We start from the raw sequence: 15,004 nt of genomic DNA, 5'->3' as shown, positions 1-15,004 counted from the left end.
CCTGCTGCTGAGGGAAGCCCTGCTGCTGAGGATAGCCCTGCTGCTGAGGGAAGCCTTGCTGCTGAGGATAGCCCTGCTGCTGGGGGAAGCCCTGTGGCTGCTGGGGATAACCCTGCTGCTGAGGGAAGCCCTGCTGCTGGGGATAGCCCTGCTGAGGCTGCTGAGCGTAGAGGTTCGGGAAACCGCTGGCGCCCATCTGCTGTGCCTCCTCGGGATGCTCATAGAGCGAATTGAGCGAGTCGGCCTTGCCTGCGTCCTCATTATTGAATGGGTTTGCAGCGTCAACATCGAAGCCGCTTGCGAACTCGGCGGGAGCGCCAAGCTGCTCGGGAGCCTCATCGTAGCCGCTGAGGAAGTCGGGAGCTGCCGAAGCGGGAGCGAGACTTGCTGCGGAAACTGCCTCCTCGGGGGAGAGCACCACCTGACAGCTGCTGTTGTCCACGCTTGAATTCACAAGCAGTGAGATAGCCTCGTCCTCGGGTTTAAAGTAGCTGTAATCATCAAGTGAGATAACGATCATCTGCTTAGCGATGACGTGCTTTGCGGTAATAGCGGACATGACCGCTATCCTTTCCGCGGGGACCTCCTCTACAGTACCCTCATTGATGGATACCGTGGAAACTCCCGAATAGATATCGCCCGAATCGGCGACGATAAGGCAGAGACAAGCGTCATACGACGCAAGCTCGGGCCTGCTGTGTTTTACTGTTTCCGCGAAATTCTTGGCTGTGTTGTAGAGAGAACCTATTTCCATAACAAACACCACTTTTCTTAATTTATTAAACGCTTATGCGTTTTGGGATCAGACGTTCTTTTCGAGCATAGCCGCTTTTCTGTCGGCGGCTGCCTTCTTGTTTTCTGTGACCCTTTTATTCACAAGGTCGATCCTGTCCTTCAGGAGGTTCTCGTTATAGATACATGAGAGCGAGATATCGTCCTCTGTACCGAAGCGCGACCTCTTGGTGAGGTTATTGCATATTATCTCCTTGAAGGTATCGATATTAACGAGCTGACTTGTGATTATGGTATGATAATCGAGGAAGTCGTGCTCGCTTCCGAATGAGGTATAGAGGCCGTCGGTAGAGCCGTACAGAGCTATGAGCTTCCTGTTGGGAGCGTAGAAGCTGCTGAACAAAGAGGCTGCATTTGAGTTGCAGACCGAAGCCGTGACATTGGCGGGGGCGGACTCGTTGTATTCCATGGGCATTACAGCCCTTCCGTCCTCAAAAAGCGCCACAAGGCTTCCGTCGCCGATCTGTACGCCGAAGGTATAGTTATCACCCGATATACCTGCAACGAGGGTAGAGCCGTAATACGACTCGGGAGGGATAGCCTCAAACTCCTCGGGGGTGAATTTACTTTTCTCCTCATCGGTAACGGGATTTTCAGCCAGATGCTTTTCGACCTTCTTATTCCAGTTTGAGATTATCTGCTTCTCGATATTTTTGATAATGAGCTTATGGTTGGCGGGAAGGTTGGCCTCCAGCGCCTCGCGGTCCTCGTAGAACCTGTCGATGGCTTCTATGGTGGCCTCAACAGCGAACTTTGAGCCCAGGTGGCTCCTGAAGTGCTTTTTGCTTCCGTGGCCGTCGGCAACTACAGCGACAGCGTAGTGGTCGCCCACCTTGAAAGCAGAGCTGTCCTGACAAACCAGATTGGTCTTTTCATGGCTTGCGCCCATGACCGAATGGCTGAAGCCGTTAAACATGATTATTCAGTCCTCCTAACGAAATATTGCGATATTATTACCAGCCTGTATCGAAGGGGACGTCATCTCCGTCGGTCTGGGTGCTTACCAGCTCCTGGATCTGCTGACCGAGAAGCTTCTGTTTAGCTGCGAAAACATCCTCCTCACCCAGCTCGTGAGTGGTATCGTCGGAGAGAGTCATACTCTTGCTTCCGATCTGTGAAGATGTAACAGCGATTATCTTTATCATCTGAGCCAGCTGTCCGCCTGAATAAGCGTGAACGACTGTATCCTTGGAGCCTGTGAACTCGGCAAGGATATTGTCGTTTGCCTCCTGACCGATACCGAGAGCGGCCTTGAGGCCGAACTTATACCAGCTGTTGGTCTGGAGCTCTCTGAGTCCCTCCTTATAGTCGTCCGAGGGATAACCGTCGGTCATAAGGAATATAACGGGGGCGAAAGAGAGAGAGGGCGAATTCAGGAAGCTGTTTCTTGACATTCTGTGATTGAGCTCCTTGAATGCAGCGCCCATGCTTGTAACGCCGCTTGCACGGAGTCTTGCCCACTCGAATTCTTCTATCGGGATAGGTGTGGAGTACATCCATCTTACCTCTGTAGAGAAGGTGAGGACGGCCACCTTGACCTCGGTATCTGCCTCGCCGACGCGGCGTATCTCGGGGATAAGCTCCTCCATAACGGTATTGAGCTCGCCCATTTTCTTGCCCTTCATTGAGCCTGACGTATCGATCAGGAAGAAGATAACAAGGCTTTTCTTTGAAACGCTTGTTGCGCTGAGGGGATCGTCATCGAAGTCAAGAATACTATCGTCGGATACGGGAGCGGGAGAAACTGTTTCTGCTGTATCGAAGTCGTCCAGAGGAGAAACGTTCAGGTTTTCGTTCACTTCCGGTTCTGTAACATGTTCATTGCTCATAATTTACATACATCCTTTCAGTAATACTGCTTTGGGAAAGCAGTTCAGATCTTAGCTTTCACTTCGCCGAAATCGATCTCGAGCCCCTGCCATACGGGGAAGCCCTTTCCCGGGGCGATGTCGTAGAATACTCCGTCGGGCATCTTAGCCTTCCACTGCCTGTCTGAGCAGTTCTTGATACCCAGTACGCCGGGCTTCAGCTTATTCTCTACCAGCTCGCCGGCGATGGCTGTGAAGTCATCGGATTCGGGGCTTATCTCGCAGGTATAGAACTTGCAGCCGAGGTACAGGGGAGTACGGTAATCGCGGTTGCTGAATCCGATGGTAACGAATTCCATACCGCACTTGGGGCACTTGAAGGTCTTTTCGTTCTGATGGATGAACATCGAACTGAAGTTTGTCCTTCCGCAGCCGCACTGTATTATCTCCGACCTGAGGCGGATGAACAGCTTCTGCCATTCATTCTCTATTATACGCTTTGTGGGATCGGTGATACCTGTTGTGAAGGAGCGTATGAAGGCGTCCTTTATATAATCGGGGTATATCCTCCAGAACTTGATGATATTGTCGTGTATGCCTCTTACGGGACGGTTTGAATCGTCGTTGGGGTCATATACGAAAACGGCGTTCTGGCCGTAGTGCTTCAGCTCTGAGGATTCTGTAAGGCATACATCGCGGACCACCTTTTCTCCCTCCATGGGGTCGCCTCTGAAGAGGAGCTTGAAGAGCACTACTGCGAGGGAATACTTATCCGTCTGGACATTCGGCTGAGCGATGCCTCTGACGATCTCGGGAGCCATATATCCCGGTTTGCCGCCGATACCGAAGTTGCTTCCGTCGGGGGCGATGTTATCACAGTCGCAGACAAGAACGGCGCCTGTGTTCACGTTGATGAAGAAGCCTCCGTCGTTAAGGTCCTGATAGCTCTTGCCTGCACGGTGGAGCTGTCTGAATGCGTTTACGATATTGATGACGCAGGTGACCATAGCGCTGAGGGTGTTGAATTTTACGGGGCGCTTTACCGCACGTCCCGTAAGCGGGTCGATCTCCAGCTTGTAGGTATTGAGGATATCCACGAAGGAATCGAAGCCCTCGGGCTTGAGCTCCATGATATATCCGAATGTACCGTCCTCTGCCTCCTTGGTGAGGTATTTCGGCCAGAGGAACTTATTGCTGGGGGGGCCGTCATTTATGTTATTCTGGAGATTTTTGCGGAATGCGGCCGGCTTTGCCATCTTATTGATGTCGTACCATTTCAGCGCCCATTTCTGGCCGTTGAAGCGTACCAGGTAAACGATACCCTGACCGCCGCTGCCGATGACGCTGAGGACTTTGGCCTTGCCGCCGAATTCCATCTCGACCTCCTGACCTATTTCAAGCTCTATCATATGATCTCATCCTTTCCGCTGTTAGTCAAGCTCATATTCTTCAGCCGAGGTCACGAGGGCGTATCTTATTCCGGTGGCCAGACAGTATTTATGAACGTATGAGTTTTCGATGCAGTATATAGTAAGATTGGGGCAATACGAGAATGCGTTGGCGTCGATGAACTTAATGCTCTCGGGGAGGTAGAGCTTCCTGAGCTTTTCACAGCCCGAGAAGGCTTCCGCGCCGATGCTGCTGACGCTTGGCGGTATCTCGATGACTTCGAGGCTTGTACAGAAAGAGAATGTACTGTCCTCGATCTCCAGCACGCCGTCGGGTATCTTTACCACGACCAGGTTCGCGCACTGGCTGAATGCGCCCTGCTTGATTATCCTCAGACCCTCGGGGAGCTCCAGACCTCTCAGGCGCTTGCACGAGGAGAATGCGTATTCACCGATGGCAAGCAGTGAAGATGGGAGCTTGATGGTTCTGAGGGAGCCGAATCTGTCGAAGCAGAAGGCGTCAAGCTTTGTATATCCGTCGGGGATGGTGATATTTCCGCTGAGCCTGTATTTGAAGGCATTACGGGGAGTAAATACCATCTCGTTGATATCCACGGGTTTCTTTTTGGTTTCGGTCTCCTTCTTTTCAGAGCCGTTTTCATCTTCGGGGAGGACCTTCAGATGTGACTCGTAGGGCCAGCCCAGCAGGTATGTATAGCAGGCGATGACGAATTCCGAAGCGTTTTCCGCAAGGAACAGATCGCCGAGCATATAGCTCTTTGCCTTCATGACAGCTATCTCGCGGTTCTTATCTCCGAGGAGGATCTTCAGGATGCCCGTGCGGTACATATTAATAAGTAAGCGGCGTTCCTTGTCGTAATCGGGGATATGGTCGCTGAGAAGTCCGATGAATCTGTCTTTATTCATAACAGCGCGGGGGCCGTAATTGACTACGATAGACCTTAGCTCTCTCTGGAATTCCATTGTATTCTCAAAGCCTTCGATATTCTGCGGGACAGGAGCACCGCATTCGGGGCAGGCAGTAAGCTTCGGGTCAAGTTGTGCGTTGCATTTCTCGCATTGCATGGTCTCTCCTCCTGACATAAAAATATAGCAGCGCAATAAAATGCGTTTTTATATTGTTATCACGAATAGTATAGCACTTTTCCATTTTAATGTCAAGCAAAAAGGGCTTTGCGGACAAAATTTGAATTATCTTTTACAAAAATGGAGACGGTTGTTTGTGCAATATTGAAAATGCTTTTACCCTGCGTAATATCGGCTTGAAATATTATCATTCCCTCCGGGCGCGTCTTAATACTGTAAATAAATGAAGCAAAACAACTTTAGGTATAAAATTGATTAAATTGCATATAAAATTTTTGATTTTTTTGTACAGGGCGGCAAGAACGGATTTGCAAAATACAGTTGAAATTAAGTCAGAAATGTGATAAAATGGAGTATGGATATCAATGTGTAGCCTGACAGGGGTGTTACCGCAAGCTAAGACATTCAGGAACATTATCAGCATAAAGGGTCGCGGCAGGTATCCTGCGGTAGAACAGGCTTAATTGATCATAAGGAGGTTCAGTGTTATGAACAAGAAAAACAGAAGAGGTGTTTTCAAGGCGTTCACTGCCTGCACTCTGTCTGCGTTCATGCTCCTTTCGAGCGGATGCGGCAGCAAGAGCGGCAATCCCAACGCTGACGAAGACGGCACCATCTATGTTATCGGCAAGCAGCAGCTCAGCTTCTGGGACGATGTAAAGAAGGGCGCTGAGGACGCAGGCAAGGAGCTTGGCTATAATGTCGTTTACAGTGTTGCCAGCGGCGATAACGACTATTCGACACAGGGAGATGATATCCAGAAGGCTATCAAGGAAAAGGCAAAGGCCATCGTTATCGCTCCCAACGGAAAGACAGAACTCAATGACGCTCTGAAAAGAGCAGAGGACAGCGGTATCAAGATCGTTTATATCAACTCGAGAGCAGAATACAATGACGCATTGACTCTGGTGCGCTGCTCCGACACCGAAAGCGGTTCATTGGCTGCAAGAAGTGCTGTAAAACTGCTTGAAAAGGATGATCCCGAGCTGAAGGGACTCAAGAACGTTGCTATCATCGGTCATACAGCGGCAACGGCAGAAGATCGTATTTCAGGCTTTATCAATACCTTTACCAGTCTGGCTGAGGATGGCATAGTTAATATGAATGCCAAAGAGAACAATGCTGAAAAGACAAAAAGCGCTCAGGTAGAGGCATATAAGAAGAGCATAATCCTCGGAGCTCAGTGCGCTAAGCGTGACAAGGCAAAGGAAGAAGCTCTGAAGATACTCGAGGCTCATCAGGGAGAGATCTCCGTAATGTACGGAACCAATACAAATACTACCCTCGGTATCTGTGATGCTGTAAGCAGCATGGATCTTCAGGATGATATTCTCGTTATAGGTTTCAACTCCGATGCAGAGGAGCTGGGCTACATCAAGACCCACGTCCTTGACGGAACAGTAATACAGAATCCTTACATGATAGGATATGTCGGCGTAAGATTCGCAAAGAAAGCTATCGCAGGCGAAAATCTTCCCACAAGACTGGAAACGGGTGCTTTGTTCGTTGACGCTGATAATATTTCCAACGACTATGTTCAGCTCATGCTCTATCCCGATAAGGCCGGAGAAATCGCAAATGGAGGTGAGGGCTAATGGCAAAGAATAAAAAGTCAAAAGGATCGGGCGCATATATATTTGCGGGTATCCTTATCGCTATAATCTATATTATCAACACCTTCCTCGTTGAAAAGATCTACTGGGGCAACCAGGAGGTATCCAGAAAAACGGGAAGAGCCATGAATGCCCTTAACAGAATAAACGATGAGCTCACGTCCATCAATATGGATACTCTCAGTATCGCGGCAGGACTCATAAGCCCTGATGAAATGGGAATAGTCATGGGCGATACCAATAAGAGATACGGAAATATCGTTGCTTCAGAGCATCAGTTCGAGTCCATTGACGGCCTTTCGGAAGATGTAAAGAACAGATATAATTACGCTAAGGCTCTTATTACGGCTTATAAAGAAAAGCTTGACAGCCTCGGAACAGAATCTGTCGGCGATGAGGAAAAGATGAATTATATCCTGAAGCAGGATATCTATCCTCTCCAGACCACCGCTTCGGAAATGCTCGTTGCTACCATCGACGTTGTTAACGTTGATACCGAACGAATGAGCAAGCAGAATACAAAGATGGCCTTCGGTCTCATGACAGCAATGATGATCGTTGCTATCCTCGGTGAGATCGCAGTATGGCTCTTCGCAAGGAGAGCAAAGAAGGCTCGACTGGAGCTGGAGGAGCGAGAGAAGAACCTGGCAGAGGTAGACGCAAAGCTGAAGGCTACACGTCAGAAGGCCAGCGACCTTGCTGTTATGAACGTTCTTACAGGTATGAAGAACCGTTACGCTCTCGACAGCGACATAACAGACAGACTGGAATCAGGCAGATTCAATATCGCGGTATTCGATATGGATAACTTCAGAAGCATCAACGATACCTACGGCTATGACTTCGGCGACGAGTACCTCGCTTCCGTAGCTGAAAAGCTCAAGGAGGAGTTCAGCGAGGTTGCCGAGATCTACAATATCACAGGCAACGAGTTCTGCTTCGTATTCAATTCAAATATCTCCGAGAGCCAGGCAATGGGTATCGCGCAGAATATCCAGCGCGTAATGAGCAGCCCCTACGAGGTGCTCAACCTTGCGGTGCAGCTTCCCTGCTCGGGCGCTGTTTACCACTACCTGCCCGGCGACTGCCTCAACGTAAACTCACTGCTTGTCAAGCTTGATACAGCTCTGAGAAGCGTTAAGATGAACGGCGGTAACATGATCAATACAGTAATGAATATGTAAGATCGCTTACAGAACGGCTGTCAGAAATGGCAGCCGGTCTTTTTTTGCCCTGATATGGTGATTTTATATTGACAGAGAGTATGAAAAGTGATAGAATATACATACTGAATAATGAAAGGCAGGTGTCCATGGTGAAAAAATATGCGGTCTACAGCTCTCCTACGGGAGATTACTGCTACAGATATGCGGATTCCGCAGAGGCTCTCGAGGGAACAGGCTTCGAGGAAATAATCACCGAGGAACAGCTGCCTGTGGTATTTGACGGCAGGGGCGGCTATTATCACTTCAGGCCTGACGAAAGGGGCTTCAAGAAGGTCATCGAGTCCGACAAGGAGTACCCGCTGGAGCTGGAGGAGATGTACAAGCTCAACGACCCCGGGTTCAAGCTGGGGTGGATATCTCCCGACGGGGATACCTATTCCTGCGCCTTCACCAACCATAACAAGTGTGCGCAGATGATAGCACGGAAGTTCTATCCGGGCTCGCGTTTTCCCGAGAGGACGCTGGACAGGAACGGCTGGCTCCAGGTAATGGACTCCTGGGACGGCACCCGCGAGCATCACGGCCAGTTCGTGTATACCGAAAAGGGATCTATCACCAGGAGACAGGCGGACAGGCTCTTCGATCTGGGACTGTATAACAACTCGGAGGTGCAGAAGCTGATAAAGGACAGCGAGAACGACTGGTAAAGCATATCCATTGGGCGGTTTACATAAAACCGCCTTGTTTTTTGTGCAGTTTTTTTATTGACTATATTGCCGATATGGTGTATAATTATTTTATATCATACTCGATAAGTGCGTGCGGAGGAGCCTCCCGTGAGGCCCCCGTGATCGGGTGTTGCAAGGAGGATATAGTTATGGCTGAGGCAAGATTTATCAAGACAGTTACCTTCGGCGGATATGAAAAGGAATCCGTGGTAAAGAGAATGGAATTTCTCAATACACAGGTGCACGACCTCAGAAACGAGCTCAGGGAGTCAAAGCTCCTTCTGGAAGCTTACAAAAAGGGATCGGATCAGGAAAAGGCGCTGGAATCAGTGCTTTCGGAGGAGAGAGCAAAGCTCACACAGGTCCAGGTCCAGAACAACACCCTCAATCTGAAGCTGAAGGCTACAGACGACGAGAACAGCAATCTGGCACAGGAGCTCAAGGATCTTAAAGCCGAGATCGCCGAGCTGAAGGACAAGCTGAAGGCTGCCGAGTCAAAGTGCGCGGCACTTATGGCTCAGGACGAGGCCATGGCTCTCAGCAATGTTTTCATAGAGGCGCAGAAGTCCTCGGCTATGCTGGAGGGCACCGCAAAGGCAAAGGCTGCCGAGATAGAATTCAAATCAAAGAAGCTGGCAGAGGATATAGTCTCAGACGCTAACGTTGAGGCTGAGCAGATAATATATGAGGCTGAAAAGAGCGCCGCTGAAATGATCGCGGAAGCCAAGAACAAAACAGAGCAGATGGACGTAGCCTCAAATAACCTCAGAGCTGCCGCTCTTGAGGACGTGGACGTACTGAAAAAACAGGTGGAATTCATGGCAAACGCCTTCGAGACTCTCCGCGACGAGGGCATAGAGAGACTTGCCAGAGCCAGGGAACTCCTCGGCGATACCGAGAATACCCTTAAAACCGGCGGAGTACCTGTATTCAAGGCTCCTCAGGTGTTCGAGCCCGAGCTCCCCGAAAAGCCCGTTACTCTTTCCGAGAAAATGCGTGAGGACTCCAAAAACGAGGAGGAAAGACGCAGAAAGCAGGAGGAACTGGATAAGCTCAGACAGATGGCAGAGTCCATCGGGAGTAAAAAAAGCGACTCCGATAAGGATACAGCTGAAGAAGAAAAAACTGCTCCCGCAGATGACGGAAAGCAGCAGGGAACAGAGGAAAAGCCTGCCGAGGGCGAGAAAAAGGGCGGAAAGATAGATCTCGCTGCCCTTGCGGCTAAGGCTAATTCCATTGGAAAGAAATAATTGGGGAACACTTTTTGAAATGCGGTAAGGAGTTATTATAGTATGAGTGAACTTATCATTGTAAAACCCGAAAAGTGCGTTGGCTGTAACGCCTGTGTAAGAGAATGTCCCGCGCCCGAGGCCAATATGACCAAGCAGCTCGAGGACGGAAGATTTATCACTATGGTAAATCACGATAAATGTATCGCCTGCGGTGAGTGCGTAAAGAAGTGCAATCACGGGGCAAGAGACTATATCGACGATACGGACGAGTGCATCGCAGATATAATCAAGGAAAAAATAATTATCATGGCTTCACCTGCCATAAAGACCATTCTTCCCACCAAGTGGAAGGGCGTTCTGGACTGGTTCAAGAAGCAGGGATGTACCATATTCGACGCCTCCTTCGGTGCGGATATATGTACATGGGCTCATCTCAGGACGCTGGATCAGGACAAGATAGGCAATATCATCTCACAGCAGTGTCCCGCTATCGTAAAGTATGTGGAGATATACCAGCCCAAGCTCCTCCAGAACCTGTCGCCCATACACAGCCCCGCTGCCTGCAGCGCCATATACATAAAGAAGTATCTGAGAAGAAACAATCCCATAGCCTACATCTCGCCCTGTATAGCAGCGGCAAACGAGGCAAAGGATACAGAGCTCTTTGACTATAACGTTACTATCAAGAAGCTCCTTGAGTACTTCGACAGGAACGATATCAACATACCCATAGATACATCTGATGAATATGAGTACAAGTTCGACGAGCTCCAGGGACAGATGGGATCAATATACTCCCGTCCCGGCGGACTCAGGGACAATCTGTGGCTCAACGATCCTGATATGAACATCACCAACTCCGAGGGTGTCCACAAGGTGTTCGGAGAGATAGAGCTGTACAGCAAGATGCCCGAGTCAAAGCACCCCAAGGTATTCGACGTGCTCTCATGTGAGTACGGCTGTAATATAGGCCCTGCTTCAGGTACAAAGCAGACAGGCTTCGACGTTATGACAACCATGCGTGCTATAGAGAACGAGGCCAAGGGCCGCCGCAAGTCCACGGGTATCATGGGCAGAGGCGACGACAGGCTCTTCAAGAAGTTCGACGACGAGCTGAGAGTGGCAGATTTTCTCAGAAATTACAAGCCCTCCATGCCCACTCCCATACCCAGCGTTGCACAGCTGGATCCCATATTCAAGAAGATGGGTATGCACACCGAGGAGGACAGAAAGTACGACTGTCACGCCTGCGGATACGATACCTGCAAGGATATGGCTATCGCTATCTACAGAGGCCTCAATACTCCCGATAACTGTATCGTTCACGCAAAGTCGGTGCTCCTTGCGAGACACTCCGCACTCAACAGGCAGAACGAGCAGCTTGACGAGATAACCGCAGAATGTCTTGAGCTCTCCGACAAGCTGAAGGAGAACGTTGCAAAGATCAACGAGAATATGCAGAACATCGGCGAGTCCACCACGGCTACCAGCGAGAGAGCCGCAGTGGTAAAGGATCTTCTTGAGAATGTCGTTACCTTCTGTAATGACAACTCAACTATGGACGCCGACAGCGTTTCACAGCTCATATCTATACTTGAGACCACTATCTCGGCTTTCAGCGCCCTTGATGATAATGTCAGCAGGACAAACGAGAGCTCAGAGACCATAAACAAGTCCATAAACGATATCATTGCCCTTGTGGGCGAGATAAACGGAGTTCTCGGCAAGACAGACAACAAGGAAGAAAAGTCTGACGACGGGAAAAAAGAGGATAAGGACGAATAAAAGCAGCCCCGATACAGTAAGTATCGGGGCTTTTTTTCTGAGTACTCAGTCATTTACAGGGAGTTACCGTTCCATGTAAATATTATTTTTTATCTGTAATATTCTCCATAAGATTCGGGAGATCGCTGAGCCATTTCAGCTCGGGGACGGCATGGTCTATGCTGCCGAAGCCGTAGGCCGCGTGTATAAAGCTGATGCCTGCCTGTTCAGCGGCGTCGCAGTCTCCCTGTATATCGCCGACGTACCATGCTCTGTCAAGGCCGTTTCTCTCCACCACAAGAGCTATATTATCCCCCTTGCCCTTGAGGTTGTTGCCGTAGCACTCGATATCGTCGAAATACCGTTCAAAGCCGTAGTGCTCCAGAAAGGCTTCTATGTAGCCGCTCTGGCAGTTGCTGACTATATACAGATGATATTTTTTGCCGAGGCAGATAAGAGTCCGCTCCAGGTCGGGGTAGAGAACTCCGCCGTGTCTGCGGAGATAGTCGTTTTCATGCTGGCAGCACAGGTCAAGTATCTCCATGCGCTTCTTTTTCGGATAGTCCGCAAAGAGGATATCGGCTATCCTGTCCATGGTGAGACCCATTACGCTCATTACGTCCTGCTTTGTGATATCGGCGCGGTCCAGTCCCAGCTCCCTTATCTTTTCCGTCCATGACAGGGCTACATTCTCCGAGGAGTCCCAGAGAGTGCCGTCCATATCGAATATAAGGCCTTCTTTCATATTCCCTCCACCATTCTGCTGTATATTTCTCCAAGCTGCACTCTGTCGTGCTTTATGTCGTCAAGTACCGTTATCCTGCCTGCTCTGACAGTGCGTGCCTTTTCCCAGATATCGGCGAACATATCCTCGGTTATGCCGTATGAAACGGGGTTGACGTCCAGGCCGTAGGTCTTGAAAAAGTCCAGCATTCCTCCGGGGTCCTGTCCCTGGAATATGCAGGCGGGTATGCTGCCCAGAGCAACTGCGATACCGTGGGATATCTTTACATCGGGGTAGTATTCCTCGATGGCGTGTGCAAAGAGGTGCTCGCTGCCGCTGCAGGGCCGTGAGGAGCCTGCTATCTCCATGGCAAGGCCGCCCATAACGAGAGCTCTTGACAGTATCCTTATGAATACGCGGCTCTGCATATTCTTTTCGTCGCAGTGATACACCGAGTCGTAGCTCATACGGCTGAGGGCGTAGGCGAAGTCGTCAACGCGGGTATTGGTCCTTGCCGCCGAGAGCTTCCAGTCGTAGAGAGCCGTATGCTTTGCGATGGTATCGCCTATACCCGAGAGAGTCTGTCCCACGGGCGCGTTTATTATCATGTTCGTATCCACGATAATGGCTGTGGGTATCTTGCACTCAATGGTCTTGCGGGCCTTTCCGTAGGTCTCCAGCACGGAGAAGGGGGAGGCAAGGGAGTCGTTGCTCAGTGAGGTGGGCATACATATATATACCGTCTTGCTGATATGAGCGGCGTATTTGGCGGTATCGAGGACTCGTCCGCCGCCTATGCCTATGATTATCTTTATGTCCTCAACGCAGACCTTCTTTGCAATGGCAACGGCTTCATCGAAGCTTGCGCTGCCCATGGCGTATATCTCCGCATTGCCGAAATCGCGGCTGATATCGGTTATCTTGTCCTTGTAGATGCCTATGAGGAATTCCTCTGATATGATAATTGTCTTCTGACCCATAATTTCGGGGAGATATCTTCTTACTATCTCGTCGGAGTGGAAGAAGGCGTCCTCCTCCACAGCCAGACATATTGGCAGATCAAAGCTTGTTTGCCTGTTCATAATATCACCTCTGTTATTGTATTATACCATAATCCGCAGGGATTATCAATACGGATATCCTATAAAAAACTGCCCTCTTGTAAAATTACAAGGGGGCTCTGTTATAGAAAAAATCAGCTATAAAGTCTTTGGAAAAGGGGTTCGGGGTGACTCCCCGCAGTGCGGGGAGATGTCACGAAGTGACAGAGGGGACGCGCCTCCGTCAGAGGAGAACCTTTCCTCAGAAAGGTTTGTCCCCGATAATTACGCATAACTTCTATATAAGCACCACAGTTACAGACTGTGTTTTTTTATTGTTCGGGGTTTTTCAGTTCGTTGCGGAGGTGGATAGTGATATCGAGACAGAAAACGTCGTTGTCCGTACTGATATCCACATTACCGTCGTATTTCTGAACGGTATTGATGATATTGGCAACTCCGAAGCCGTGGAGCGACTTATCTGTTTTTGAGGTAACGAGCTGATTCTTACCCTTGAAGCTGACTGCGCTGAACATAGGGTTTGAGATCCTGACAAAGAAATAGCCCTGTCTGAAATCCGAATCTATGGTTATGACTTTCTCTCTGCCCTCGGTGTCCTTTGAGCAGGCCTCGATGGCGTTATCCAGCGCGTTTGAGAAGACAACGGCGCAGTCCGAGTTCTTTATGCCCATTGTAGGGGCATAGCCGTTGAATACTATCCTTGCGCCTGTTTCCTGTGCCTTTTCGTCCTTATCCGTGAGCAGAGAGTCGATGATGATATTTCCCGTATCGAATTTATTCTTGTGCTTTATTGAAAGCTCCTCGATATCGTTGATATACTCCATTGCTTTTTCGTTCTCGTTTTCGGATATGAGACTTCTCAGGCAGAGCAGATGGTTCTTGAAATCGTGTCTGAAGGCTCTGAAGTCGGAATAGAGCAGATTGATCTTGCGGTAGTATTCCACCTGATTATCCATCTGCTCCGACAGCAGAGCGGAAATGGTCCTCTGCTTATGAGCGGAAATGGTTGTGGTCATGATGGATATGAGCACCGCTATGAGACCCAGCATGGTAGGTATCATTAGGATACGCGCCATAGTCTGATGACGGGAATCGAGAGACGCCCAGATGAATATATTTATAAGATAGGCAAGGAGAAGTATCCCTGCGTACTGGAGCTTTGGTATGGAGCTCAGCTCCTGTCTTACAGCAGGTGCGGAGTTCCTTCTTCTTATCAGTATCACAAATGCCAGAAGCAGTGCGGCTTCAAATATGAAAGCGACTATGGAGAGCAGACTGTCATTTTTGATGAACTGTGCAAATATGGTAGAGTAGGTCTGGCTGGTTATTAGCGAGAGCAGACAGACATACATGATATTCAGCCTGAATTTTCCGAATATGATGGAATAGGCAATAAACTTTCCGAATATAGATAGTATGACCAGCAGAAGACGGGTGATGAAGAAGGCTGACAGAGTCTTTACGTCCATAAGTGGCAGTGAAAGCGCGGGAACGAGCAGTATGATGAAGGTCAGCAGCTTTCCGCATTTTCTCTGATGTCCCGTGGTGATGGTTATTACCTCGGTGATGATATAATTCAGAATGATGTTTGCCGCAACACAAAGTATCTGCATATCGTTTA

At 49.4% G+C, this 15,004-nt stretch carries 12 protein-coding genes and 1 pseudogene; 5 read left to right on the top strand and 8 right to left on the bottom strand.

The window, feature by feature from the left end; genetic code table 11:
* The 5 genes and pseudogenes from Q0Y65_RS13320 to Q0Y65_RS13300 all read right to left on the bottom strand — a co-directional run.
* A pseudogene (locus Q0Y65_RS13320) lies at positions 1-754 on the bottom strand (hypothetical protein); the annotation flags it as partial.
* Positions 755-802: 48 nt separating this feature from the next.
* Positions 803-1,708 carry a PP2C family serine/threonine-protein phosphatase gene (locus Q0Y65_RS13315; protein ID WP_297960743.1) on the bottom strand — a complete coding sequence of 302 codons (906 nt, stop codon included), beginning with the start codon at positions 1,706-1,708 and terminating at the stop codon, positions 803-805.
* A gap of 37 nt (positions 1,709-1,745) precedes the next feature.
* Positions 1,746-2,621: a VWA domain-containing protein gene (locus Q0Y65_RS13310; protein WP_297960740.1), complete on the bottom strand. Its 876-nt coding sequence runs from the start codon at positions 2,619-2,621 to the stop codon at positions 1,746-1,748.
* A 44-nt stretch (positions 2,622-2,665) separates the two neighbouring features.
* The gene (locus tag Q0Y65_RS13305) at positions 2,666-4,009 is read right to left on the bottom strand and encodes a serine/threonine-protein kinase (protein WP_297960737.1); all 1,344 of its coding nucleotides are present in this window, start codon (positions 4,007-4,009) and stop codon (positions 2,666-2,668) included.
* A 21-nt stretch (positions 4,010-4,030) separates the two neighbouring features.
* Positions 4,031-5,074 carry a leucine-rich repeat domain-containing protein gene (locus Q0Y65_RS13300; protein WP_297960734.1) on the bottom strand — a complete coding sequence of 348 codons (1,044 nt, stop codon included), beginning with the start codon at positions 5,072-5,074 and terminating at the stop codon, positions 4,031-4,033.
* A gap of 509 nt (positions 5,075-5,583) precedes the next feature.
* Between Q0Y65_RS13300 and Q0Y65_RS13295 the strand changes: the two genes are divergently transcribed.
* From Q0Y65_RS13295 to Q0Y65_RS13275, 5 genes are all read left to right on the top strand, one after another.
* Positions 5,584-6,690, top strand: a complete 1,107-nt coding sequence (locus Q0Y65_RS13295) for a substrate-binding domain-containing protein (protein WP_297960731.1) — start codon at positions 5,584-5,586, stop codon at positions 6,688-6,690.
* Complete coding sequence (locus tag Q0Y65_RS13290) at positions 6,690-7,892, top strand: GGDEF domain-containing protein (RefSeq protein ID WP_297960729.1); 1,203 nt, start codon at positions 6,690-6,692, stop codon at positions 7,890-7,892. Before Q0Y65_RS13295 ends, Q0Y65_RS13290 begins: the two co-directional genes overlap by 1 nt.
* 128 nt (positions 7,893-8,020) lie before the next feature.
* Positions 8,021-8,581: a hypothetical protein gene (locus tag Q0Y65_RS13285; protein WP_297960726.1), complete on the top strand. Its 561-nt coding sequence runs from the start codon at positions 8,021-8,023 to the stop codon at positions 8,579-8,581.
* 170 nt (positions 8,582-8,751) lie between these two features.
* Positions 8,752-9,852, top strand: a complete 1,101-nt coding sequence (locus tag Q0Y65_RS13280; RefSeq protein ID WP_297960722.1) for a plectin — start codon at positions 8,752-8,754, stop codon at positions 9,850-9,852.
* Positions 9,853-9,894: 42 nt separating this feature from the next.
* Entirely contained in the window at positions 9,895-11,619 is a 1,725-nt protein-coding gene (locus tag Q0Y65_RS13275) for a [Fe-Fe] hydrogenase large subunit C-terminal domain-containing protein (protein WP_297960719.1), read from the top strand.
* An 82-nt stretch (positions 11,620-11,701) separates the two neighbouring features.
* On the opposite strand, the gene Q0Y65_RS13270 is transcribed toward Q0Y65_RS13275, so the two are convergent.
* The 3 genes from Q0Y65_RS13270 to Q0Y65_RS13260 all read right to left on the bottom strand — a co-directional run bounded on the left by Q0Y65_RS13270 (position 11,702) and on the right by Q0Y65_RS13260 (position 14,996).
* Entirely contained in the window at positions 11,702-12,343 is a 642-nt protein-coding gene (locus Q0Y65_RS13270) for an HAD family hydrolase (protein WP_297960716.1), read from the bottom strand.
* On the bottom strand, positions 12,340-13,404 hold the full coding sequence (locus tag Q0Y65_RS13265; protein WP_297960714.1) for an iron-containing alcohol dehydrogenase family protein: 1,065 nt from the start codon (positions 13,402-13,404) through the stop codon (positions 12,340-12,342). Before Q0Y65_RS13265 ends, Q0Y65_RS13270 begins: the two co-directional genes overlap by 4 nt.
* Positions 13,405-13,694: 290 nt before the next feature.
* Positions 13,695-14,996: a sensor histidine kinase gene (locus Q0Y65_RS13260; RefSeq protein WP_297960711.1), complete on the bottom strand. Its 1,302-nt coding sequence runs from the start codon at positions 14,994-14,996 to the stop codon at positions 13,695-13,697.
* Positions 14,997-15,004 lie beyond the last annotated feature (8 nt).

Origin of the sequence: uncultured Ruminococcus sp., assembly GCF_947301925.1 — a bacterium.
Taxonomy (GTDB): Bacteria; Bacillota; Clostridia; order Oscillospirales; family Ruminococcaceae; genus Ruminococcus.
This window is presented reverse-complemented; position numbering and strand designations above follow the sequence as displayed.